Raw genomic sequence first — 22,456 nt, forward strand, 5'->3', positions numbered from 1 at the left:
CGCCGATGACACACACCAAGACTCCGAATTTCCGTTCTGCCGCTTGGTTCAACAACCCAGACAACCCGGGGATGACAGCGCTTTACATCGAACGCTATCTGAATTTCGGGATTACCCGCGAAGAACTGCAGTCCGGAAAACCGATCATCGGCATCGCCCAGACAGGGTCGGATCTCTCACCGTGCAACCGCCACCACCTTGAGCTTGCCAAGCGTGTGCGCGAAGGCATTCGGGACGCTGGCGGGATCGCATTTGAATTCCCCGTGCATCCGATTCAGGAAACCGGACGGCGGCCAACCGCAACGCTCGACCGGAACCTTGCCTATCTCGGTCTTGTCGAATTGCTGCATGGATACCCGCTTGATGGGGTTGTCCTGACTATCGGCTGTGACAAGACCACACCGGCCTGCCTGATGGCCGCCGCGACGGTCAACATCCCGGCAATCGCCTTGTCGGTCGGCCCGATGCTCAACGGCTGGCACAAGGGAGAGCGTACAGGTTCGGGCACCATCGTCTGGAAAGCCCGGCAAATGCTGGCCGCGGGCGACATCGACTATGAAGGCTTCATGGATCTTGTCGCCTCCTCCGCTCCCTCTGTTGGCTATTGCAACACAATGGGCACGGCAACGACCATGAATTCTCTCGCCGAAGCTCTTGGTATGCAGCTTCCGGGCGCGGCCGCCATTCCAGCGCCTTACCGGGAACGCGGCGCCATCTCCTATCAAACCGGCCGCCGGATCGTGGAAATGGCTTATGAGGACCTGAAACCGTCCGACATCATGACCCGGCAAGCCTTCGAAAACGCCATCGTCGTGAATTCGGCAATTGGCGGGTCCACAAACGCTCCAATTCATTTGAACGGCATCGCCCGGCATCTTGGGATCGAGCTCACGAATGACGATTGGCAGAAGATTGGTCATGACGTGCCGCTTCTGGTCAATCTTCAGCCCGCCGGCGCCTATTTGGGTGAAGATTACTTCCACGCGGGCGGTGTCCCGGCTGTTGTTGCCGAGCTACTCCGCCATCGACAAATTCCGCATCCAGACGCGCTGACAGCAAACGGGAAAACGATTGAGGCAAACTGCACCGGCGTTGTCACCGATCTGCCCGATGTCATCAAACCATTCGACGCGCCGATGCTGGAAAAGGCCGGGTTCTTGAACCTGAAGGGCAACCTCTTCGACAGCGCGATCATGAAAACCAGCGTGATCTCTGAAGAGTTCCGCAACCGCTACCTCTCAAATCCGAACGACCCGGATGCTTTTGAAGGCCGCGCGATCGTTTTCGAAGGTCCGGAGGATTACCATCACCGGATTGACGATCCGGAGCTGGAGATCGATGAAAACTGTATGCTGTTCGTTCGCGGAACAGGTCCGATCGGTTACCCGGGCGGGGCTGAGGTGGTGAACATGCAGCCCCCGGCAGCGCTTATCAAACAGGGGATCACGGCCCTGCCATGCATCGGCGACGGCCGTCAATCCGGCACATCAGGTTCTCCCTCGATCCTGAATGCAGCTCCCGAGGCCGCAGCAATGGGCGGATTAGCGGTGTTGCAAACCGGGGATCGTGTGCGGATCGATCTGAAAGCAGGATCAGCCAACATTCTCATATCGGACGAAGAATTGGCCCAGCGCCGCGCACAGCTTGAAGAAAGCGGAGGGTTCCAAGTTGCCGAGAGCCAAACGCCCTGGCAGGAAATCCAGCGCGGTATGGTGGCCCAGTTCGACAAGGGCATGGTTTTGGAGCCCGCGGTCAAATATCAGGACGTCGCGCACAAAGGTCTGCCCCGCGACAATCACTGAGCGAAAAGATATCGGTGCGTGCCGAAAACTCCCGAGGAGACTTACATCCTCGGAAAAACTGCCAATGAAACGATTTTTCAAAGATTCCCGTGCACTGTGACCTGAACTGGGTCTTGTAGTGAGTAGGTTTCTTGGGCAGTTACACCAGCAAAACAGCGTCGTCTAACGAGATGGACGCTGCTCTGGACAAAGAGCAGCGCGCCACCGATCCGTCTGCTGAAGAGCAGGTCACCATCGCCGCGAATACCAGCGACATCGACCTTAACGGTGCTGTGGTCGACACCCGCGCGAAGCGGCCCAGCCGGACCACGTTCGATTTCGATGACATCCCGGAAGTTGGCCCCGGACGCCGAGCCACAGACATTCCGGTGGATGCGCCTGCAAAAGCACTTCAGAACCTAGCAACGGTTGGGCTGGTCGTCGCTTTGGCGGCCGCTCTCTATGTCGCCGCCGGAGAAGGTATCAACCGCTTCTTCGGGGTCGGACTGGCATTTTTTGCAGGTGGTTTGGCGGTTTGGCGGTTGTTTGCCGATGACATGCAGCGCTCTATCCAGTCCCTGCAGCACAAGGACGAAAAGATCCGCCGCTTGATGGCGCGTTGTGAGGAATTGGAAGACCGGGCTTGGGAACTCGGTGAGTCCGACGAACGGCACGCCAGTATCCTTGGAACGCTCGGCGACGTGGTCATCCGGCGCGACCAAGCCGGCACGATCACCTACGCCAATTCCGCTGCGGACGATGTTTTTGGAAAAAACCATGAGCTGCAGCCCGGGCGGCTGATGCAGTTGCCGATCGCGAACAAGGCTGCAGGTGAGATATTCGATCTGGATGCACCGGCGGAAAACAACGGCGGCATTGGTTTTGGTGACCTTCGGCTGCGCACCGCCCAGGGCGAGCGCTGGTTTTCCCGGATCGATATTCCGGTCCGGGACACGGCTACCGACCGGCAATTGGTCCAGACAGTTTTGCGCGATGTCACCGAGCGCCGCTTGATCGAAGAAGAGCTGCTCGCGGCCCGCCACTCTGCTGAAACCTCCAACGAAGCCAAATCCCGATTCCTCGCAACGGTAAGCCATGAAATCCGCACGCCGCTGAACGGCGTTCTCGGCATGGCAGCTTTGCTGCGCGACACACGCCTGACCAAGGAACAGAGCGCCTATATCGAGGCACTGGAAACCTCAGGCGAAACCTTGCTGCTTTTGATCGACGAAGTGCTCGATTTTTCAAAGGTTGAGGCAGGAAAACTGGATATTCACGCCGCCCCGGTTAAAGTCGGTGCATTGGCTGAAAGCGTGGTCGAACTGCTGGCGCCGAAAGCCCATGCGAAGCACCTCGAAATTGGTACGTTGATCGATTCCCGGCTTCCGGAACACGTCACGCTCGATGCGACCCGTGTGCGCCAAATCCTCTTCAATCTCATCGGGAACGGCGTCAAGTTCACCGATGAAGGCGGTGTTGCTGTTGAGCTCTACGGCCGTCCGAACCTTGAAGGTGGCAGCTTTCTTGATCTGGTTGTACGGGATACCGGCATCGGTTTTGCCGCCGACGAGGCGGAACGCTTGTTCCAGGAGTTTGAACAGGTCGATCATGGACCAGCCAGAAAGTTTGGCGGCACCGGCCTTGGCCTGGCCATCGCGCAACGACTGGCCCACTTGATGGGCGGCGGCATCAGCGCGCGCCCGGCTTCAGAAGGCGGTGCACTTTTTGAAGTTTCCCTGCCAATCCCGGAAGATCTGACCGAAACAACAGACCCGCGCCTGGAGAAGTTTTCCGGCAGGAAGATCGTTTTCGTCACCTCCAGCCGGATCGAGTGCCCCCTGATTGCCAACCGGCTGGAACAGCATGACGCGACAGTCTCGGTTCTGGAACCTGGCAACGAAGGGCTGGATACGGCTCTCATGGCTGCTGACCTGCTTGTCGTTGACAATTCGGCGCTTTCGGACAGCGCCGGATGGCTGGCATCGGCGCACCTGAGCGGGTGTAAAGCACCGGCTGTCGTCTTGATCTCACCGCCAGAGCGTGACCGCCTCGAGCATCTACGGGAAGCCGGCTATGCGGCTTATCTGATCCGCCCCGTGCGCATTGACACGCTTGTTCAGGTATTCTCGGGCCTTTTGGACGCCGAGACCACCGACCATGCCTGGGACGTCAGTGCAGAACCCGTTCAAAACAGTTTCCTCTCCAACCGTGCCGCGGTACCCGGCCGGCCGCTGAAATTGCTCGTCGCAGAAGACAATGACATCAACCGCCTGCTCAGCGAGGCCATGTTGCGCAAGCTCGGCCACGTCCCTGTGATGGTCGTGGACGGCGAAAAGGCTGTCGTCGAAGCGGCAAGCGGGACATTTGATGCGATCCTCATGGACCTTCACATGCCGGGCCTTGACGGGATCAGCGCCGTCAAGCAAATCCGCCGCGACGAGCGTGATAGTGGACGCCCTGAAGTGCCGGTCCTTATTGTCACGGCTGATGTTATGCAGGAAGCCCGGGATCAGGCGGCCGACGTTGGAGCCGCGGGCTATCTCACGAAACCACTGTCGGTAGACGATATCTCAAACGCTCTTGCGGAAATTGGACGGATGAAAGCTGCCGGCTAACCGGCGGACTCCCGCCAGCGGTTCACGACCGGCAGATTTCCCAATAACCATCTTGTAATATAAGCTGGCCTTGAAAGACGCCGGGCTCAACCCAATGTCATGCAGATGTCGGAAAAGTATGGTCTACGGCTTTGTCAATCCAGAGCCAGCCTAGATTCGCAATCCGAGCCGGCATAGGAAGACTGGCGGAGATCCAAGCGGTCAATGCAATGATCCGGCCCGGTTTTCGATAAGAAACAGACCAAGGGTGGACCGTCCATGATGCGCCAGAACCTATTTTCTCCAAGAAAACTGGTGCGGAAATTTACGCCTGCGATGCGCCCGCTGCCAGCTGTCCCGCACGGGGCCGTTCAGATGCCGGTCAAAACCGGCGAAACTCTTGGACGTATCGGATCCCTCGAAGTGCGCATGGCGCGCAATTTCAAGGAAGTCAAAAAAGCCCAGCGCCTTCGCTATGAAGTGTTTTATGAAGAAATGTCCGCGGTTGCCGACGCACAGACTTTGGCGACACGGCGCGACGCCGATCCTTTCGATGCCTATTGCGACCATCTTCTGGTCGTTGATCACGCCTCTCTCAAGCGAAACAAGCTCGGCCGTTTGAAGCCCGAAATCGTCGGCACCTACCGCGTTTTGCGCCAGGATGTTGCGGACCGGCATGGCGGGTTCTACACATCCGCAGAATACGACATCCAGTCATTGATCGATGCCAATCCCGGCAAACGGTTCATGGAGCTTGGCCGGTCCTGCGTTCTGAAACCTTACCGGAACAAGAAGACCATCGAGCTGCTCTGGCACGGTCTTTGGTCTTACATTTTGCGGCACAAAATCGACGTCATGCTGGGCTGTGCATCCATTGAAGGGACCAACCCCGACGCCATGGCTGATCAGCTGGGTTTTCTGCACCACAATTCCCTTGCGCCGGAAGCATGGCGGGTTCGCGCTGTCGAGAACCGCTTTGTGGACATGAATCGCAGGCCCGCTGCCGACATCAACCAGAAAGAAGCCCTCCGGGCGCTGCCACCGCTCATCAAAGGGTATCTCCGTCTGGGAGCCTTTGTCGGCGACGGTGCGGTGATTGACCATCAGTTCGGGACGACCGACGTGTTGATCGTGATGCCGGTTTCAGAACTGAACACGCGGTATGTAAACTACTATGGCGCCGACGCGAGCCGCTACGCCAGCTAATCGTCCGTTGTAGATCGAATCTCCATTCTGAAGCCCAATTTCCGAAAGGCTTAACGCCCCCTTAAATCGCCGCATTCTAGAATCATGACCGGGGAAAGCCGGAGTTTCCGGCAACTTGGTATGGGACGGAAATTGATGGCGCCACGGGCAAAACGCCAGGCACGGGTCGAGCCGACTTTCGGCGCATCCAGCAGCAGTCTGCTGGACCTGCGGCTGCGCCCGGATGACCGTCCGAGCGCCCCGTCGGGCAAGAAGCGCACGAAGGCCAAGACCACATCCAAATCGAAGCCCAAGTCCAAAGCTGGCAGCACCCCGAAGTCAAAGAAACCCTCGTCTGCCAAGTCCACCTCCCAGCGTGGCAGTGCGAAATCGAGGTCCGGAAACTCGAAGGGCAGAGGTGGCCGGTCCGGCGCCAAACGCCGCAGCCAGAAAAGAAAAGCCCGTTCATCGTTTATGCCCGCTCTGGGCAGGCTCTTGAAACGCGGACTATACTGGAGCGCGGTCCTTGGAATTTGGGTCGGCATCGCGGTCGTGTGTATTGTTGGCTATTATGCCGCTTACCTCCCGCCGACATCCGAATGGCAGGTTCCAGCAAGGCCGCCAAACGTAAAAATCGTTGCTGCCAACGGCCAGCTGATCGCAAACAGGGGCGATACAGGCGGCGAAGCCGTCCGTCTCGAACAATTGCCACCTTATTTGCCCAATGCAGTGATCGCGATTGAGGATCGCCGCTACCGGTCCCATTTCGGCATTGACCCCATCGGCCTTGGCCGGGCCTTCGTCACAAACATCACGACAGGCCGGCTCGTGCAAGGCGGTTCGACGCTCACACAGCAGCTTGCCAAAAACCTGTTTCTGGAACCGGACCGGACGATCAAACGGAAAATCCAGGAGCTGGTCCTCGCGTTCTGGCTGGAGGCCGAATACTCCAAGGACGAGATCCTGGAGATGTATCTGAACCGGGTCTATCTTGGCTCAGGCGCTTACGGCGTTGATGCCGCCGCGCGCCGCTATTTCGGCAAGTCCGCCCGGCTCATGACAATTGCAGAGGCGGCCACGATCGCGGGGCTGTTGAAGGCGCCGTCCCGTTTTTCTCCCGCTGTCAATCCGGATCTTGCGGAAGACCGGGCTCAGCTTGTGCTCGCTGCGATGCACGAAGAGGGATACATCACCTCAGATGAAGCCAAAAATGCCCTGGCCGCCCCGGCGAAGGTTGTCCGCCGTTACACAACCGCCAGCGAGAATTATGCCGCCGATTGGGTGATGGACGTCCTGCCCCATTTCGTCGGTTCCATAGACAGCGACATCATCGTTGACACGACGATCGACCCTGACATCCAGCAAGCTGCCGAAGCCGCACTTCGCGCTGCCATCTCGGAAAACCGGCAGGCCTTGGGCGTGTCGCAAGGCGCGATTGTGACGATGGATACGGCCGGCGCGGTCAAGGCGATGGTCGGCGGCGCCGATTACTCCAAGAGCCAGTTCAACCGGGCCGTCTATGCCAAACGCCAGCCAGGCTCTGCGTTCAAGCCGTTTGTCTACCTTGCGGCTCTTGAAAACGGCATGACGCCGCAAACCGTCCGCCAGGATCAGCCGATCACCATCGGTGGCTGGTCGCCGAAAAACTATACGAAACAATATTATGGCCCTGTGACACTGACACGCGCCTTGAGCCTGTCCCTCAACACTGTGGCCGCCCGGCTTGCTTATGAGGTCGGTGCGGGCAATGTCGCCTCAACGGCACGGCGTCTTGGGATCACATCGGATCTGAAGACAAACCTGTCTCTTTCGCTGGGCACCTCCGAAGTCACGCCTCTTGAAATAGCCGCCGCCTATGTCCCGTTTTCCAACGGCGGTTACGGGGTTCTGCCGCACATCATCCGGCGGATCAAAACCGTGGACGGCAAGACGATCTACTCTCGAACCGGCGATGGCCGAGGCCGCGTGGTTGACCGGCGCGATGTCGGCAACATGAACTTGATGATGTCCGAAACGCTTCTGACCGGAACCGGCCGGAAGGCCCGGCTGGAAGATGGCCGCCCGGCCGGCGGCAAAACCGGCACCAGTCAGGCGTTCCGTGATGCCTGGTTCATTGGGTACACGGGCAACATGACGACGGCCGTCTGGTTCGGCAATGACGACAATTCCCCGACCAAGAAGGCATCAGGGGGCAAGATTGCCGCCGAAGTGTGGAAATCGGTGATGGATTCCGCGCACAAGAGCCGTCCTGTGGCAGATCTGCCAGGCGTTCCGAGCCTGCCTGCGACCGTTTCTGCGCCCAAACGACCGGTGGCTCCACCGTCCAGCACCGGACCTGACAGCGGCCCTGTGCCTCCGGCTGGTGTTGGTGATACGGGTGAACGGAAAGGACCGCTCAACCTGTTGCGCAATCTCTTTGGCGGCGGTGGTTAGATCAGCGCGCATTTTCCTGAACGCACGATGGTCCAGCGCCTCATCCGTAGCCGTGCAGCCGGACCCCGTGTTCTTTGAGCCAGACTCGGGCTTCAGGTGTTTGCGGAGCCAGCTCTTCGCACAAGCGCCAAAACCGGTCCGAGTGGTTCATTTCCTTCAAATGCGCCACCTCGTGGGCCGCGACATAATCCAGAATGTCCGGTGGTGCCAGGATAAGTCGCCAGGAGAAGGACAATCGGCCATTGGACGCGCATGACCCCCAGCGGCTCTTTGTGTCGCGAACACTGATCGCGGCAATCTTCTTGCCGATCTTTGTCGCATGATCTTCGGCGCGTTCCGTCAAATCGGCCTTCGCCTGCCCCTTCAACCAGGTGGTCACCTTCCTCGGCGCGTGCTCCTCAGCACCGGGCACGAGCAGTGCCGGGGTCCCGCACACAGCCTGTCCAGTAGAGACCAGACCACGAAGCTGACCAGTCGGGACGATCAAATGCTCTTTACCCCGCAGCGGCACGAGATCGCCAGGACGCAGCGCAACGTGGTCCGGCCGACCCTCAAGCCGCTCAAGGAGCCAATCGATGTGCTGGCGGGCAAACCGCTCGGCCCTTTGTAAATCACCACCTCTCGGCACCGTCAGAACCGGTCCGGAATGGTCCGCCGGCAAGCGCAAGAGATAGCGCTGCGCTCTCGGATTAGCGCGCAGACGTATGCGCACCGGCGCGTCACCAGTGTCTATTTCGATGTGGTCCGGCAGTGCCGGTTTTCGGGCGCGCAACTTGGTTCCCAGGGCTTTTAGTCGAATCATTGCGGGTGAATATTAGGCGAGAAAGCCGGTCGTTTAAACGGACGAAAGCGGCGCTTTTCAGGGCGCCGCTCTCGGTCTGACCGCCCGGGGATAAGGCGGCTCTGGGAGGAGGTATCAGACTTAGGCCGGGTTTGCTTCCGGCCCGGTGTTGGGACGGCCACGATTGGCCATGAAGCGATCGAACTCTTCCTGATCACGCGCACGGCGCAACTCAGTCAGGAACTCATCGAATTCGTTGCGCATGGCGTCGATCTTCGCCCGCTCTTCCTCAAGACGTTTCAGTTCACGCTCGCGATACTCATCGAACGCAACATTGCCGGTCCGGCTGTAAGAAGGCTTGTTCATGTTTTCAAATGCTCCTTTCAGCGGACTTCCACGCCATTGATCCCGCGCGTCACGCGCCATTCCCTCAAATCTGTCGCCCCACAAAATGTAGGCCAACATGGCGAGGCCCAGCGGCCAGAACACCACGAACCCAAGCACCATCAGACCAATGGTCATCGGCGTCCAGGCAGGTTTAATCATGCAGCTTTTGGTCGTCGTCATTGTCCTATCCATTAAAGACATCCACGACCTTCAGGTGGGGATTGACGCAGCGGGCTTCAAGGATTTGTGATCCGGATTCAGGCGTTCCCGCACCCCAAACGAGAAAATCCCCACCGTTTCCGGCGGGGATTTCAATCTTGAAAAAGCGAGCGCGGATTATCGCGTCAGCTTACCGTTTCAGACAACTGACGGGCCTGCTCGATCCAATTGTCACGCGCCATACGGCCACGGAAATCCAGTTTGGAATCAAGCGCTTCAATCTGCTCATCAGTCAGCGAAGCGATCTGCCAGTAATGGAAGATGCCTGCCTCATTGAGCGCTGCTTGCAGTTTGGGGCCGACACCGCTGATCGCCGTCAAATCGTCAGCGACACCCTTCGGCTTGGCCAACAGGATTTTTTCCAGTGGTGCCTTGGACGGCGCGGCCGCAGACGCAGCTTTGGCAGGTGCAGCAGCCGGTTTTGACGCTGCAGGTGCCGATTTCTTGCCGCGCATATCCGCCCGGTTCGAACGGATGAAGTCCATCACACGCGGTGCGATTTCTGCCCGCCAACGGGATCCGTTGAAGACACCATAGTGGCCGACATTCGGCTGCTCGTAGTGCGCCTTCATGTCGTCTGCAAGGTTGGTGCAGAGCGCATGGGCGGCTTTCGTCTGACCCCGGCCTGTGATGTCGTCCTTCTCACCTTCGACTGTGAGGAGAGCCGTACGCGTGATCTTGGTGCAATCCACCAAGCGCCCATTGTGCATCATCGTGCCTTGGGGCAGCGAATGGTCGATGAAGACCGTTTCGACCGTCTGAAGGTAGAATTCGGCCGTCAAATCCATGACTGCGAGATATTCGTCATAGAACTCGCGATGTTTTTCCGCGCTGTCGCCGTCACCTTCCACAAGGTGCTGGAAGAAGTCCTTATGCGCGGTCACATGCCGGTCGAGGTTCATGCTCATGAAACCGGACAACTGTAGGAAGCCCGGATAGACATCGCGCATGAAACCCGGGTGCGGGAAGGGCACCTTCATGATGACGTTGTTCTTGAACCAGTCGATTCCCTTGGAAACGGCGAGGTCATTCACAGCGGTCGGCGCAACGCGGGTGTCAATCGGTCCGCCCATCAAGGTCATTGTGGACGGAACATATGGATCGTCCCGGTCTTCCATCACGGCAACGGCGGCCAAAACCGGAACGGACGGTTGGCAAACGCCAAGCACATGAGCATCGGGGCCGAGGAAGTGCAGCATCGAAATGATGTAATCGATGTAGTCGTCCAGATCGAACTTGCCGTCCTGGATAGGAACCATCCGCGCATCGATCCAGTCCGTGATGTAAACATCAGCGTTTGGCAGCAACGCTTCGACAGTGCCGCGGAGCAGTGTCGCATAGTGTCCGGACATCGGCGCAACGATCAGTATCTTCGGGTCGTTGCGCTGTGTGGTGACGCCGCGCTCAAAACGGATCAGATCACAGAACGGACGGCTCCATACCGCGGTTTCCCGCACAGGGACCCGAACACCGCCGACAACCGTGTCGTCAATGCCGAACTCCGGCTTGCCATAGCGCCGTGTTGTGCGTTCCAGAACCTCACAGCTGGCGGCAATTTGCCGGCCCATGCTGGTGTGGGTCATCGGGTTCAGAGGATTTTGAAAATACAGCTTGGTCATGTCAGCCATTGCGCGCAGAGGCGCCATGGCCGCATGGTTCAGCTCGTAAAGATGATAAAAAGGCAAAGGGGCATCTCCTTTGTTCAGGTAGTTGCTACCCGCCGTTTTTATGAACTCGGAATACATGACGGTTGTTCCTGCACCACCTGTTGCATTGCAGCAGGATAGCCACGCCACTTGGCCCCGGCAATACTGGTAATTGGTAGGGACCCGGTCATTCTAGACCTTTTTTCGGCGAACGAATTATTTTGCCGCCAAAGCAGTTACCCGGTGATTAAGAAAGTTAGCTATTTAAATCAAAGTGATAAATGTATTAAAGCGCTCAAGAAAATCAGGTTATGCAGCCAAATCCGCGACCACAGCGTCCAGAACAAAAAATCCTTCCCGCGTTGCACGAACCCGGTTTTCCCCGAGTTCTTCCACCATTCCGTGTTCCAGAAGGTCGTTTAAACGCTTGGGATCGACGGAACGATGCGCAAACGCCTCATAGCGTTTCAGATCAATCCCTTCGGTCAATCGCAGTCCCATCAGCAGGAATTCGTCACCCTGCTCTTCTTCGTTAAGGCCGGAGAACTCGATCATGCCGTGGCCGTTCTGCTCAACAGCCTCCAGCCAGGTTTCAGGGTGGCGCTCGACGGAGGTCGCCATCCGGTTCACTCCGACGGATAAACGGCCATGGGCGCCCGGACCAACGCCGACATAATCGCCATAACGCCAATAAACGAGATTGTGACGGCATTCGGCGCCGGGCTTGGCGTGGTTGGACACTTCATAGGCCGGCAAGCCTTCAGCTTCCGTAACCTTCTGCGTCAAATCATAAAACTCTGCGCCCAAATCCTGATCCGGCATGGTCAGCTTGCCAGCGTGATAGAGCGTGTAGAAGGGTGTGCCTTCCTCAATCGTCAGCTGATAGAGCGACAGGTGATCGGCCGCGAGCGCAATCGCATCCTTCAGCTCGGCCTCCCACTGCGCCAAGGTCTGATTGGGCCGGGCATAGATCAGGTCGAAGGACAAACGCGGGAAGGTCGCCCGGGCCGTTTCAATCGCCCGGCGGGCCGTAGCAGCGTCGTGCAAGCGGCCCAACAGTTTCAGGTCTTCATCATGAAGCGACTGAACGCCCAAAGAGACGCGGTTCACGCCGGCTGCCCGGTATCCCTTAAACCGTTCTGCCTCCACCGAGGTCGGATTGGCTTCCAGAGAAATTTCAACATTCGGGTCCAGTGACCAACGGTCTGAAATTGCAGTCAGAATACGTTCGACCGTCGCCGGCTCCATCAGGGACGGGGTCCCGCCACCCAAAAATACTGACTGGACCACCTTGCTTTGTGTCATCTCGGCAAAATGGCTCAATTCACGCTCGAATGCGGCCGCAAAGCGGGCTTGATCGACAGGCTGGTGGCGCACATGCGAATTGAAATCACAATACGGGCACTTGGCCGCACAAAACGGCCAATGCACATAAATGCCAAATCCCGCATCGGACGCCTGGATCAGTGCCACGTCGGTTATCCCTTCAAACAGGCCTTAGCGAACAGCTCGAAGGCGCGCGAGCGGTGCGACAAGGCAGGTGTATCCGGACCCCAGCCGTGTTTTTCCTCCGACGTCATTTCGCCAAAGGTGCGCTCATGTCCGTCCGGCTGAAACACCGGATCGTAGCCAAAACCTTGCGTGCCGCGCGGCGGCCAAACGATTTGGCCTTCCACCTCACCACGGAAGAATTCCTTGTGCCCATCCGGCCAAGCCAGGCACAACACCGCGACAAACGAGCCGCGGCGGCGCTCCGGTGTCGTTGCCCCGGCCGATTGGAGTTTTTCTTCCACGGTGCGCATGGCCATAGCGAAGTCCTTGTCGGGCCCCGCCCAGCGCGCGGAATAAATACCGGGATCTCCGTTCAGTTCGGCAACACAAAAGCCACTGTCATCGGCCAAGGCCGGCAGATTGGCGGCCGTTGCGGACGCCACAGCCTTGATTTCGGCATTCGCTTCAAACGTTGTTCCGGTCTCTTCCGGCTCAGGAAGGCCCAGATCCCCCGCAGAGACCACCTCAAACCCGTAGGGCTGCAGGAGCTCATTGATCTCGCGCAGCTTGCCCTTGTTGTGGCTGGCAACAACCAGCTTTCCCGGTTCCAGTTTGCGGTGGCTCATGGTGGTCACGTCCTTACAGGATTGCCATTTTCTGAAGGTCGACCAAGCGTGTGATCCCTGCCTTTGCAAGGTTCATCAGCTGACCGAACTCGTCCTCTGAGAACGGCTTGCCTTCCGCTGTGCCCTGAATTTCCACGATGCCGCCAGATCCGGTCATGACGAAATTGGCGTCAGTCTCGGCCGTGCTGTCTTCATCATAGTCCAGATCAAGAACCGGTGTGTTTTCGTAAATCCCGCAGGAAATCGCCGCAATGTGGTCGGTCAACACCTCCCCGGACACCATGTCCCGGGCTTTCATCCACTCAACACAGTCCCGCAAAGCCACCCAGGCCCCGGTGATAGCAGCGGTTCGCGTGCCGCCATCAGCCTGGATAACATCGCAATCGACAGAAATCTGAACTTCGCCCAGCGCCTGCAAATCCACAACGGCGCGCAGGGAGCGCCCAATCAGGCGCTGGATTTCCTGTGTGCGGCCGGATTGTTTGCCGGCGCTCGCCTCACGGCGCATCCGGCTGCCGGTGGCACGTGGCAGCATGCCATATTCGGCGGTGACCCAGCCCTTGTTCTGGCCGCGCAGCCACGGCGGGACACGCTCTTCCAGGCTTGCGGTACACAGGACATGCGTATCGCCGAACTTCACCAAGCACGAGCCCTCGGCATGTTTGGATACGCCACGCTCCAGCGTGACGGCACGAAGTTCATCGGCAGCGCGTTTTGACGGACGCATGGCTCTCCCTTTCAGCCCGTTATCAAGGCAAAACCCAAAGGTTCGCCCCGTTTGTTCACGGCCTTTTAGACCCCATTTCCCAGCGCCGTAAAGGCCAAGCTTCACCATTGGACCGTTTTGCGCCTATATCTTGAAGAATGAGCGTTGGATCAACGCGTTTTTGGTGACTGCGACGGAGACAAACACCTTGAGCCTCAGCGACCTCGACAGAAGATCCCGGGAAATCTTCCGCTCGATCGTGGAATCCTATCTTGATACCGGAGAGCCGGTCGGCTCGCGCAACATCTCGCGCAACCCCAACATATCGCTATCGCCAGCTTCGATCCGCAATGTGATGTCGGATCTGGAGCACATGGGCCTCCTGCATTCGCCGCATACCAGCGCCGGACGCCTTCCAACAGAAATGGGCCTCAGGTTTTTTGTTGATGCGCTTCTTGAGGTCGGCGATTTGACCCAGGACGAGCGCCGCCAGATCGATGTTCAGGTCAAGGCCTCTCAACAGGCCAATTCCGCAGAACAGGTTCTGACTGAGGCGAGCCAATTGCTGTCAGGCCTGTCGATGGGCGCAGGTGTTGTGCTGACCCATAAGTCCGACATGCGGCTGAAGCACATCGAGTTTGTCCGCATTGAACCGCTGAAGGCCCTCGCCATTCTTGTTGGAGAAGATGGATCGGTCGAAAACCGGGTCGTCGAGCTGCCACCGGATCTGCCGTCCTCCGCTCTCGTCGAGGCCTCAAACTATCTGAATTCGATGATTCAAGGGCGCACAATCAGCGAGATCCGGGCTGAGCTTGAAAAAGTGCGCGCGGCGGATCAGGCCGAGCTGGATCAACTCAGTCAAAAAGTCATTGATGCCGGCCTTGCCGTCTGGACCGGGGAAGACGGTGTCGCAGATCCCGGTACGCTGATCGTTCGCGGCCGGTCCAATCTGTTGTCCGACCTGGATGCAGCCGAGGATCTGGAGCGGATAAAGCTTTTGTTCGACGATCTGGAGAACAAGAAGGATCTCATTCAGCTCCTGGGCCTGGCCGAAAAAGGCGAGGGCGTCCGGATATTCATTGGCTCGGAGAACAATCTCTTTTCCTTGTCTGGATCCTCTCTAGTGGTTTCGCCGTACCGGGACAGCAACCAGCGGATCGTCGGGGCTCTTGGCGTCATTGGGCCGACCCGGCTGAATTATTCGAGAGTCATTCCGATGGTCGACTATACAGCGCGGCTGGTCAGCCGGATTTTGGGCTGACGCTTGATCGAAACCGTTATTTGACCCCATCTAAGCAATGAAATCTCAGGACAGGCCTCCTCATTATGCAGTCATTGTCGCCCGCTGAACTGGAACGCTACGCCCGCCATATTGTCCTTCAGGACATCGGCGGAGCTGGGCAACAGAAACTGAAAGCCGCGAAGGTTCTGATAATTGGCGCCGGAGGTCTGGGCGCGCCGGTTTTGCAGTACTTGGCCGCCGCCGGAGTCGGGATGCTTGGCATCGTCGATGATGACGCCGTCTCGCTTTCCAACCTGCAGCGGCAGGTGATCCACGACACCAACCAACTGGGTGAGCCGAAGGTCGCGAGCGCTGCCGAAGCCATTGCAAGGCTCAATCCGAATGTCGAGGTGAAGCCGTTTCCGTTCCGGATTACCGGGCAAAACGCTTTGCAGCTGATTTCCGCCTTTGACCTGGTGGTCGATGGATCAGACAACTTCGACACGCGCTATCTTGTGTCGGACGCCTGTTTTTTTGCCAAGAAACCGCTGGTAACGGCGGCTGTCGGTCAATTTGATGGCTCTATAACCACCTTGCGGCCCTTCGAGAGTGGAGAAGACGGCACTCCCAATCCGACTTATCGCTGCCTCTTCCCGCAAAAGCCCCGGGCCGGATTGTTGCCGACTTGCGAACAGGCGGGCGTTCTTGGCGCACTAACCGGAATTCTCGGCACCATGCAGGCCATGGAAGTGTTGAAGGAACTCACCGGCACAGGCGAGGGGCTCACTGGCCGGCTGATGATGTTTGATGCGAAGGCCTTCCGGATGGAAACCATCCGCTACAAATGCTCGCCCAAAAACCCGCTCAATGGTGACAATCCAAAAACCTGGGGCGAGTTGCTGGAAGAGGGATAACTCCACCTGCCACACACTTGATCAGCGCCGATCAGGCCCTTTGTCGCGTAGTAAGCATTCATTCCAAGGATCCGGACCCACCCATGCATCCAAAATTCGCTCCTTACCTTTTCGGCGCCATGCTGTCCGGGTCCATGTCGTTCCTCGTGTCCGGCATCGCGACGTTTCGAGCGGTCGGCCCTCATGCAGAGTTTTTCAGCTTCTGGATTGAGTCCTGGCTGTTTGCCTGGGCAGTCGCGTTTCCCGCTGTCCTCGTTCTAGCGCCGATCGTGCGCAAAATTGTCGCGAAACTGGTAAAACAAACGGAAGAATGAAAGGGGAAGCCATCTCCTTTTGACAAACCCTTCCGCAGCGGCGATACCTCGAAGCCATGTCGGATATCAAAGTTAAAATCTGCGGTCTGTCGACCGAAGACACCATGCAAGCGGCCCTTGATGCGGGCGCAGATATGGTCGGGCTGGTGTTCTTTCCCAAAAGCCCGCGCCATGTAAACTTGTCAGATGCCTGCAAGCTGGCGGATATGGCGCGCGGCAAAGCCGACATCGTCGCCCTGACAGTCAATATGGATCTGGACGGATTGTCGCGGATCAACGAGCTGGTCGCGCCGGACTATTTCCAGTTTCACGGCAGCGAAGCCCCGGAATCCCTGGCAGCCGCAAAGGTGATGCATGGCAAGAAGATAATGAAGGCGATCTCCGTTTCCGATAAATCGGATCTGGAACAGGCGCTTTACTACTCTATTGTAGCTGACCGGATCCTTTTCGACGCCAAACCGCCGGCGGGGTCAGACATCCCAGGTGGCAATGGTGTTTCGTTTGACTGGTCACTTTTGAAAGATCTTGACCTGAAGAAGCCGTTCATGCTTTCGGGTGGATTGAATATGGATAACGTTGCCGAGGCAATCCGCCTGAGCGGAGCCAAGGAAATCGACCTGTCGTCCGGTGTCGAACGCGAACGCGGCGTCAAGGACCCGGCATTGATCCGATCCTTCCTGGCGAAGGTAAAGGACATTCAGGCGGAAGCGGTTAAGGAGTAAACGCGTGAACGATATGGCGAACAGCATCCGGACTGGTCCGGACGATCGCGGACATTTCGGCATTTTTGGTGGCCGGTATGTCGCCGAGACCCTGATGCCGCTGATCCTGGATCTGGAAGAGCACTACAAGGCTGCCAAGAACGATCCGGACTTTCTGGCCGAAGTCAAAAGTCTCAACACTCATTACACCGGTCGGCCCTCTCCGCTGTATTTCGCAGAGCGGCTGACCGAGGAGCTGGGCGGTGCGAAGATCTATTTCAAGCGGGATGAGCTGAATCACACCGGCTCCCACAAGATCAACAACTGCCTGGGCCAGATCCTGCTTGCAAAGCGCATGGGTAAGACCCGGATCATCGCAGAAACCGGTGCCGGGCAGCATGGCGTTGCCACAGCCACCGTTTGTGCCCGTTTTGGCCTGCCCTGTGTGGTTTACATGGGTGCGACCGACGTTGAACGGCAAAAGCCGAACGTGTTCCGGATGAAGCTATTGGGCGCCGAAATCGTTCCGGTCACTGCTGGGGCCGGCACGCTTAAGGACGCCATGAACGAGGCGCTCCGAGACTGGGTCACCAATGTTGACGATACCTATTACCTGATCGGGACGGCCGCTGGTCCGCACCCGTATCCGGAATTGGTGCGCGACTTCCAGTCCGTGATCGGAAAGGAACTGCGCGAACAGATGCTCGAAGCCGAAGGCCGTCTTCCGGACGTCCTCGTGGCTGCCGTTGGCGGCGGTTCCAATGCGATCGGCCTGTTCCATCCTTTCCTGGACGACAAGGACGTGAAAATTGTTGGCGTTGAAGCTGGTGGCCGTGGCCTGACCGGTGAAGAACACTGCGCTTCCTTGAATGCTGGCAAGCCCGGCGTCCTTCACGGAAACCGCACGTATCTGATGCAAGATGACGACGGCCAGATCCTCGAAGGCCACTCGATTTCCGCTGGTCTCGACTATCCGGGCATCGGCCCGGAGCACTCCTGGCTGAAAGAAATCGGCCGTGCCGAATACATCCCGATCATGGATGACGAAGCCTTGGCCGCTTTCCAGATGCTGACACGGGTTGAGGGCATCATCCCGGCGCTGGAACCGGCGCATGCCCTGGCGCAGGTCGCTAAGATGGCTCCGCAGATGGACAAGGATCAGATCATTGTCATGAACCTATGCGGCCGCGGCGACAAGGATGTTTTCGCAGTCGGCGAGATGCTTGGATTCGACCTTTAAGCTGCAACACCACAGCTAAAAAAGAAGCCGCGCACCCCAAGGTGCGCGGCTTTTATTTTGCGGGCGTTTCTGCGTCGAAAACCGCTTCCAGCAGCAATTGTTGTCCACGCGCGTCCAGACGCTTGGCCTGGCGTACCAAACCGGGATCGGCCGGAAGTCGGGCCGCGATCCTTGGTATCCGCGCTGGCACATGGCCGCTGAGGTCGCGCATACGCCGCATGAGTTTCTCATGAAACGGCATTGGACCCGGTTCAAAGAGGGAGTGGGCCATTTGCGGCTCCTTTTTTTCTTGGCTATGCCAGGAATATAGGCGCACCAAGTGCACATTTCCAGTTCGAAAATTTGACGATGGGCTGATCTGCACGCGATGCATAGCGGCCTGGGTCACAGAAGTCTGATCGCCCAGGTCCGACAATTCGGTAATGCTGCAATGCAAAACCGGCGCTACTCACATCCATGCGGTTGTTTACATTAGAGGAAACAAACTCAGCTTCTCGAAGACCTGAAAGGATGTTCCAATGGCTTTTCGTTCCGTTTCCAATTTTTTCGACCAGATCGGTCAAGCGCAACGCATGAGCGCCGACTACAATCGCATGCGCCAAATGTCGCCTGAAAGCCTGTCCCGGATGGGTGTTGAGCGTAACGACATCGCAAACCACCTCTACAACAAGTACTTCGGCGGCCGCTAAGCGCGCCAAATTGTCCTCATATGGTGCATCAAAGACCGTCAAGGCCCTCAGGGGGCCGCAAAGAACCGTTCTTTGATTGACATCCCCTTGCCCGCTCCCCTACATCGCTCTGATGATTGGCAGGCGGTGACAGCCTGCGTCTGTGGCAAGAGGACAGCTGAATGACGGAAACGCGTATCGATCGACGGTTCAAGGCATGTGCCGACGCAGGCCGACCGGCTCTGGTCACGTTCATAACCGCGGGCGATCCCGATCTCGAAACGTCACAAGCCATTCTCAATGCCCTTCCGGCAGCCGGAGCCGATGTGATCGAACTCGGCATGCCGTTTTCCGATCCGATGGCAGAAGGCATTCCGATCCAGCTTGCCAACCAGCGCGCACTTGCCGCCGGTCACACCATGGACAACACACTGGACATGGTGCGGACGTTCCGCAAACAGGATCAGGATACGCCGATCATTCTGATGGGATACTTCAACCCGATCTACGTACGCGATCCGAAGAAATTCGTTCACGTCGCCAAGGAAGCAGGCGTAGACGGTTTCATCATCGTTGATGTACCGGCAGAAGCCGACGATGAATTCTGCATTCCGGCCCTGGAAGCCGGTTTGAATTTCATTCGCCTCGCCACCCCCACCACTGATGACAAACGTCTTCCGGCAGTTCTGGCCAATACCTCCGGTTTCGTCTATTACGTTTCCGTGACTGGTATTACCGGCGCGCAGATTGCCGATACCGGCCGTGTCACAGCGGCTGTCAACCGCATCAAGGGTCATACAGATCTGCCGGTTGCCGTCGGTTTCGGCGTGAAAACGGCCGATCAGGCTGCAGTTATCGGCAAGGACGCTGACGGTGTCGTCGTCGGCTCGGTGCTGGTGAACGCGGTCAAGGACAGCCTGGATGCTGACGGCAAGGCCACAGACAAGACCGTGCAAGCCGTTGCCGACGTGGTCGCAGATCTTGCGTCAGGTTGCGCGCGGGCCCGGGCCGCTTAAAGGTAAGGCCTTAAAAATGTACGTTTTCCGGCGGACATATCGCTCCGCTGTTGTGTAACTCGAGTAGACGGACGCGTTTGACGTGAACTGGATCAACTCTATTGTGCGCCCAAAGATCAGCGGTCTTTGGAAAAAGCGCGAGGTTCCGGAAAATCTCTGGATCAAATGCCCTGAGACCGGTGAAATGGTGTTTCACCGCGATCTGGAAGCAAACCTGTGGGTCATCCCAAGCTCCGGCCACCATATGCGGATGCCGGCACGCAAGCGGCTCGAGTCCCTTTTTGACGAGGGCAATTACACCCGCCTCGAGGCGCCGGATGTCACCATCGATCCTTTGAAGTTCCGCGATAGCAAACGCTACACGGACCGCCTGAAGGATGCTCGGGCAAAGACCGGCGAAGAAGAAGCAATCCATGTTGCCCAGGGCAAGGTCAACGGCATGGACATGACCGCCGCCGTTCAGGACTTCGACTTTGTCGGCGGGTCCTTGGGCATGGCCGTTGGTGAGGCGATCCTTTCTGGCATGATGAAGGCCGTGGAAGCCAAAACACCCTTTGTCATGTTCACCGCATCCGGCGGAGCACGCATGCAGGAAGGCATCCTGTCCTTGATGCAAATGCCGCGCACCACCGTCGGCATCCAGATGCTTCGCGAAGCCGGGCTTCCCTACATCGTTGTCCTCACCAACCCAACGACGGGCGGCGTTTCCGCGTCCTATGCGATGCTTGGCGATGTGCACATAGCAGAGCCCGGCGCGATGATCGGTTTTGCCGGCCGCCGCGTGATTGAGCAAACCGTTCGTGAAAAGCTGCCGGACGATTTCCAGACAGCGGAGTACCTTCTCGATCATGGCATGGTCGACATGGTGGTACCGCGTCAGGAAATGAAGGATACCCTTGCGCGGGTCTGCGGCATCTTGATGAAACGCGAAGTCGAGTTACCGGCAATGATCGCCGACGAGACCTCGACTGCAGAGGCTTCGGAGACCGAAGAGGCGACAACTTCAGACGCCCAGGAGCCGAAGAAACAGCCTGAAGTCGCTGAATAACCTACAGAGTTGACTGGCTTATGTCGGAAATCGACCAAGGTCAGTCAGTTCCGGGCGGTCATGGACCCTCCTGACCCGCTATCTCCAACAGGCGGGCAGAGCCGCCAATGGACACACATGGGACCCTCCGGAGGGCGCCTTGGATCAAATCACAAGAATTCTCGACCGCCTTCTGGCCTTGCATCCGAAAGAGATCGATCTGTCTCTCGGACGCATGCACCGTTTGCTCGCAGCGCTTGGATCACCCGAAAAGCGCTTGCCGCCGGTCATTCACATTGCCGGGACAAACGGCAAAGGTTCAGTGACCGCGACCCTGCGTGCAATTCTGGAGGCATCCGGAAAACGATGCCACGTCTATACATCGCCCCATCTCGTCTCCTTTAACGAACGCATCCGGCTCGGAAGTGACGGTAGATTCGTCTCCGACCCGGAGCTCTTCGATGCGCTGCAACGCTGTGAGGAGGCCAATGGCGGCGAGGAAATCACCTTCTTCGAGATTACGACAGCGGCCGCTTTTCTGTTGTTCGCTGAACATTCTGCAGATGTCGTCTTGCTGGAGGTCGGCCTCGGCGGGCGTCTGGACGCTACCAATGTGATCGATGATCCGCTGGTTTCAGTCATTACGCCGGTTTCGATGGATCATGAGAAGTTCCTGGGTGATGACCTCAGCGTCATTGCCGCCGAAAAGGCCGGCATTATCAAACCCGATCGCCCGGTAGTTTCCGCTGAACAGGACCCTGCGGCCCAAAAGGTTATTGACCGCCAGGCTGCACGATGCAGAGCAACCCTCAAGGTGTGTGGCGAGGATTTTGTCGCGCACCCGGATCAGGGCCGCATGGCCTATCAGGACGACGATGGTCTTTTGGATCTCGCGCAGCCAATTCTCGGAGGCGGCCATCAGTATGCCAATTCCGCTCTTGCCCTGGCCGCTCTTAAAGCCGCTAACCTTCTGCCGGATGTCGCCTCCATCGATGCGGGATTGAAATCCGTGAACTGGCCAGGGCGTCTCCAACCGCTCACCCATGGTCCGTTGGTAGACATGTGCCCGGACGGGTCAGAAATCTGGCTCGACGGCGGTCATAATCCGGGCGCTGGGGTCACCGTCGCCCAATTCATGGGAGAGCAGGAAGAGCGGGGACCGCGGCCGCTCTATCTGGTTGCCGGGATGCTGACTACGAAGGATCCTGTCGGCTTTTTCCGGCCCTTTGACGGACTTGTCCGTCATGTCGGCACGGTACCGATCGCAACCACCAACACGGCACGCACGCCGGAAGACCTTGCAGATCTCGCCCGGTGTGCCGGTCTTGAAGCGACACCCTTTCCATCACTGGACGCGGCCCTTGCCGATGTGGCAGCTTGTGCCGCAAAAGATGGCGAACCACCGCGCATTTTGATTTGCGGTTCGCTTTACTTGGCAGGTGAGGCACTGGCCCGAAACAATATGGCGCCAGACTGACCTCACCCCTGACACAGGTACTCTGGAG

General features: G+C 58.0%; 20 protein-coding genes. 13 read left to right on the forward strand and 7 right to left on the reverse strand.

Annotated elements, in window-relative coordinates; all coding sequences use genetic code 11:
- The first annotated feature begins 5 nt into the window (after positions 1 to 5).
- The 4 genes from AC0J4F_RS04785 to AC0J4F_RS04800 all read left to right on the forward strand — a co-directional run bounded on the left by AC0J4F_RS04785 (position 6) and on the right by AC0J4F_RS04800 (position 7,993).
- Entirely contained in the window at positions 6 to 1,802 is a 1,797-nt protein-coding gene (locus AC0J4F_RS04785) for an IlvD/Edd family dehydratase (protein ID WP_473025577.1), read from the forward strand.
- Positions 1,803 to 1,933: 131 nt separating this feature from the next.
- A complete protein-coding gene (locus AC0J4F_RS04790; protein WP_473025578.1) occupies positions 1,934 to 4,396 on the forward strand; it encodes a hybrid sensor histidine kinase/response regulator in 2,463 nt (820 codons plus the stop codon).
- Positions 4,397 to 4,711: 315 nt separating this feature from the next.
- The gene (olsB, locus tag AC0J4F_RS04795; protein WP_473026402.1) at positions 4,712 to 5,581 is read left to right on the forward strand and encodes a l-ornithine N(alpha)-acyltransferase; all 870 of its coding nucleotides are present in this window, start codon (positions 4,712 to 4,714) and stop codon (positions 5,579 to 5,581) included.
- 135 nt (positions 5,582 to 5,716) lie between these two features.
- Entirely contained in the window at positions 5,717 to 7,993 is a 2,277-nt protein-coding gene (locus AC0J4F_RS04800) for a transglycosylase domain-containing protein (RefSeq protein WP_473025579.1), read from the forward strand.
- Between the two features lie 40 nt (positions 7,994 to 8,033).
- Here AC0J4F_RS04800 and AC0J4F_RS04805 read toward each other — a convergent pair whose 3' ends face one another.
- The 6 genes from AC0J4F_RS04805 to rph all read right to left on the reverse strand — a co-directional run bounded on the left by AC0J4F_RS04805 (position 8,034) and on the right by rph (position 13,870).
- The gene (locus AC0J4F_RS04805; RefSeq protein ID WP_473025580.1) at positions 8,034 to 8,765 is read right to left on the reverse strand and encodes a M48 family metallopeptidase; all 732 of its coding nucleotides are present in this window, start codon (positions 8,763 to 8,765) and stop codon (positions 8,034 to 8,036) included.
- Positions 8,766 to 8,915: 150 nt separating this feature from the next.
- Entirely contained in the window at positions 8,916 to 9,341 is a 426-nt protein-coding gene (locus AC0J4F_RS04810; RefSeq protein ID WP_166672846.1) for a DUF2852 domain-containing protein, read from the reverse strand.
- 164 nt (positions 9,342 to 9,505) lie between these two features.
- Entirely contained in the window at positions 9,506 to 11,026 is a 1,521-nt protein-coding gene (phaZ, locus tag AC0J4F_RS04815; protein ID WP_420340563.1) for a polyhydroxyalkanoate depolymerase, read from the reverse strand.
- Positions 11,027 to 11,335: 309 nt separating this feature from the next.
- Complete coding sequence (hemW, locus tag AC0J4F_RS04820) at positions 11,336 to 12,508, reverse strand: radical SAM family heme chaperone HemW (RefSeq protein WP_473026403.1); 1,173 nt, start codon at positions 12,506 to 12,508, stop codon at positions 11,336 to 11,338.
- Positions 12,505 to 13,143, reverse strand: coding sequence for an RdgB/HAM1 family non-canonical purine NTP pyrophosphatase (gene rdgB, locus AC0J4F_RS04825; RefSeq protein ID WP_209176517.1), 639 nt, complete (start codon positions 13,141 to 13,143; stop codon positions 12,505 to 12,507). The genes hemW and rdgB overlap by 4 nt, the downstream gene beginning before the upstream one ends.
- A gap of 13 nt (positions 13,144 to 13,156) precedes the next feature.
- Positions 13,157 to 13,870: a ribonuclease PH gene (rph, locus tag AC0J4F_RS04830; RefSeq protein ID WP_133952690.1), complete on the reverse strand. Its 714-nt coding sequence runs from the start codon at positions 13,868 to 13,870 to the stop codon at positions 13,157 to 13,159.
- Positions 13,871 to 14,018: 148 nt separating this feature from the next.
- Here rph and hrcA point away from each other — a divergent pair, with 148 nt between their 5' ends.
- The 5 genes from hrcA to trpB all read left to right on the forward strand — a co-directional run bounded on the left by hrcA (position 14,019) and on the right by trpB (position 18,240).
- Positions 14,019 to 15,110: a heat-inducible transcriptional repressor HrcA gene (hrcA, locus tag AC0J4F_RS04835; protein ID WP_473026404.1), complete on the forward strand. Its 1,092-nt coding sequence runs from the start codon at positions 14,019 to 14,021 to the stop codon at positions 15,108 to 15,110.
- Positions 15,111 to 15,175: 65 nt separating this feature from the next.
- A complete protein-coding gene (locus AC0J4F_RS04840; RefSeq protein WP_473025581.1) occupies positions 15,176 to 15,985 on the forward strand; it encodes a HesA/MoeB/ThiF family protein in 810 nt (269 codons plus the stop codon).
- 83 nt (positions 15,986 to 16,068) lie between these two features.
- Entirely contained in the window at positions 16,069 to 16,299 is a 231-nt protein-coding gene (locus tag AC0J4F_RS04845; RefSeq protein ID WP_133952692.1) for a DUF2798 domain-containing protein, read from the forward strand.
- A 56-nt stretch (positions 16,300 to 16,355) separates the two neighbouring features.
- Positions 16,356 to 17,021: a phosphoribosylanthranilate isomerase gene (locus tag AC0J4F_RS04850; protein ID WP_473025583.1), complete on the forward strand. Its 666-nt coding sequence runs from the start codon at positions 16,356 to 16,358 to the stop codon at positions 17,019 to 17,021.
- 13 nt (positions 17,022 to 17,034) lie between these two features.
- Complete coding sequence (gene trpB, locus AC0J4F_RS04855) at positions 17,035 to 18,240, forward strand: tryptophan synthase subunit beta (protein ID WP_133952850.1); 1,206 nt, start codon at positions 17,035 to 17,037, stop codon at positions 18,238 to 18,240.
- A gap of 52 nt (positions 18,241 to 18,292) precedes the next feature.
- Here the strand turns inward: trpB and AC0J4F_RS04860 are convergent, their stop codons facing one another.
- On the reverse strand, positions 18,293 to 18,511 hold the full coding sequence (locus AC0J4F_RS04860; protein ID WP_133952694.1) for a hypothetical protein: 219 nt from the start codon (positions 18,509 to 18,511) through the stop codon (positions 18,293 to 18,295).
- Positions 18,512 to 18,758: 247 nt separating this feature from the next.
- On the opposite strand from AC0J4F_RS04860, the gene AC0J4F_RS04865 reads away from it, so the two are divergent.
- From AC0J4F_RS04865 to AC0J4F_RS04880, 4 genes are all read left to right on the forward strand, one after another.
- Complete coding sequence (locus AC0J4F_RS04865) at positions 18,759 to 18,929, forward strand: hypothetical protein (protein WP_008193839.1); 171 nt, start codon at positions 18,759 to 18,761, stop codon at positions 18,927 to 18,929.
- A 161-nt stretch (positions 18,930 to 19,090) separates the two neighbouring features.
- Positions 19,091 to 19,924 carry a tryptophan synthase subunit alpha gene (gene trpA / locus AC0J4F_RS04870; RefSeq protein WP_055673125.1) on the forward strand — a complete coding sequence of 278 codons (834 nt, stop codon included), beginning with the start codon at positions 19,091 to 19,093 and terminating at the stop codon, positions 19,922 to 19,924.
- Between the two features lie 82 nt (positions 19,925 to 20,006).
- Positions 20,007 to 20,972: an acetyl-CoA carboxylase, carboxyltransferase subunit beta gene (accD, locus tag AC0J4F_RS04875; protein WP_133952696.1), complete on the forward strand. Its 966-nt coding sequence runs from the start codon at positions 20,007 to 20,009 to the stop codon at positions 20,970 to 20,972.
- Between the two features lie 139 nt (positions 20,973 to 21,111).
- The gene (locus AC0J4F_RS04880) at positions 21,112 to 22,428 is read left to right on the forward strand and encodes a bifunctional folylpolyglutamate synthase/dihydrofolate synthase (RefSeq protein ID WP_473025585.1); all 1,317 of its coding nucleotides are present in this window, start codon (positions 21,112 to 21,114) and stop codon (positions 22,426 to 22,428) included.
- Positions 22,429 to 22,456: the final 28 nt, after the last annotated feature.

The sequence above is a fragment of the Roseibium sp. R5 genome (genome assembly GCF_055755305.1).

Excerpts from the sequence above, each read along its gene's own strand:
- AC0J4F_RS04840 (WP_473025581.1), top strand. The coding sequence starts at position 15,176 with ATGCAGTCATTGTCGCCCGCTGAACTGGAACGCTACGCCCGCCATATT.
- AC0J4F_RS04810 (WP_166672846.1), bottom strand. The coding sequence starts at position 9,341 with ATGACGACGACCAAAAGCTGCATGATTAAACCTGCCTGGACGCCGATG.
- AC0J4F_RS04785 (WP_473025577.1), top strand. The coding sequence starts at position 6 with ATGACACACACCAAGACTCCGAATTTCCGTTCTGCCGCTTGGTTCAAC.
- trpB (WP_133952850.1), top strand. The coding sequence starts at position 17,035 with ATGGCGAACAGCATCCGGACTGGTCCGGACGATCGCGGACATTTCGGC.
- trpA (WP_055673125.1), top strand. The coding sequence starts at position 19,091 with ATGACGGAAACGCGTATCGATCGACGGTTCAAGGCATGTGCCGACGCA.
- rph (WP_133952690.1), bottom strand. The coding sequence starts at position 13,870 with ATGCGTCCGTCAAAACGCGCTGCCGATGAACTTCGTGCCGTCACGCTG.
- rdgB (WP_209176517.1), bottom strand. The coding sequence starts at position 13,143 with ATGAGCCACCGCAAACTGGAACCGGGAAAGCTGGTTGTTGCCAGCCAC.
- AC0J4F_RS04850 (WP_473025583.1), top strand. The coding sequence starts at position 16,356 with ATGTCGGATATCAAAGTTAAAATCTGCGGTCTGTCGACCGAAGACACC.
- AC0J4F_RS04800 (WP_473025579.1), top strand. The coding sequence starts at position 5,717 with ATGGCGCCACGGGCAAAACGCCAGGCACGGGTCGAGCCGACTTTCGGC.
- AC0J4F_RS04860 (WP_133952694.1), bottom strand. The coding sequence starts at position 18,511 with ATGGCCCACTCCCTCTTTGAACCGGGTCCAATGCCGTTTCATGAGAAA.
- olsB (WP_473026402.1), top strand. The coding sequence starts at position 4,712 with ATGCGCCCGCTGCCAGCTGTCCCGCACGGGGCCGTTCAGATGCCGGTC.
- AC0J4F_RS04845 (WP_133952692.1), top strand. The coding sequence starts at position 16,069 with ATGCATCCAAAATTCGCTCCTTACCTTTTCGGCGCCATGCTGTCCGGG.
- phaZ (WP_420340563.1), bottom strand. The coding sequence starts at position 11,026 with ATGGCGCCTCTGCGCGCAATGGCTGACATGACCAAGCTGTATTTTCAA.
- AC0J4F_RS04865 (WP_008193839.1), top strand. The coding sequence starts at position 18,759 with ATGGCTTTTCGTTCCGTTTCCAATTTTTTCGACCAGATCGGTCAAGCG.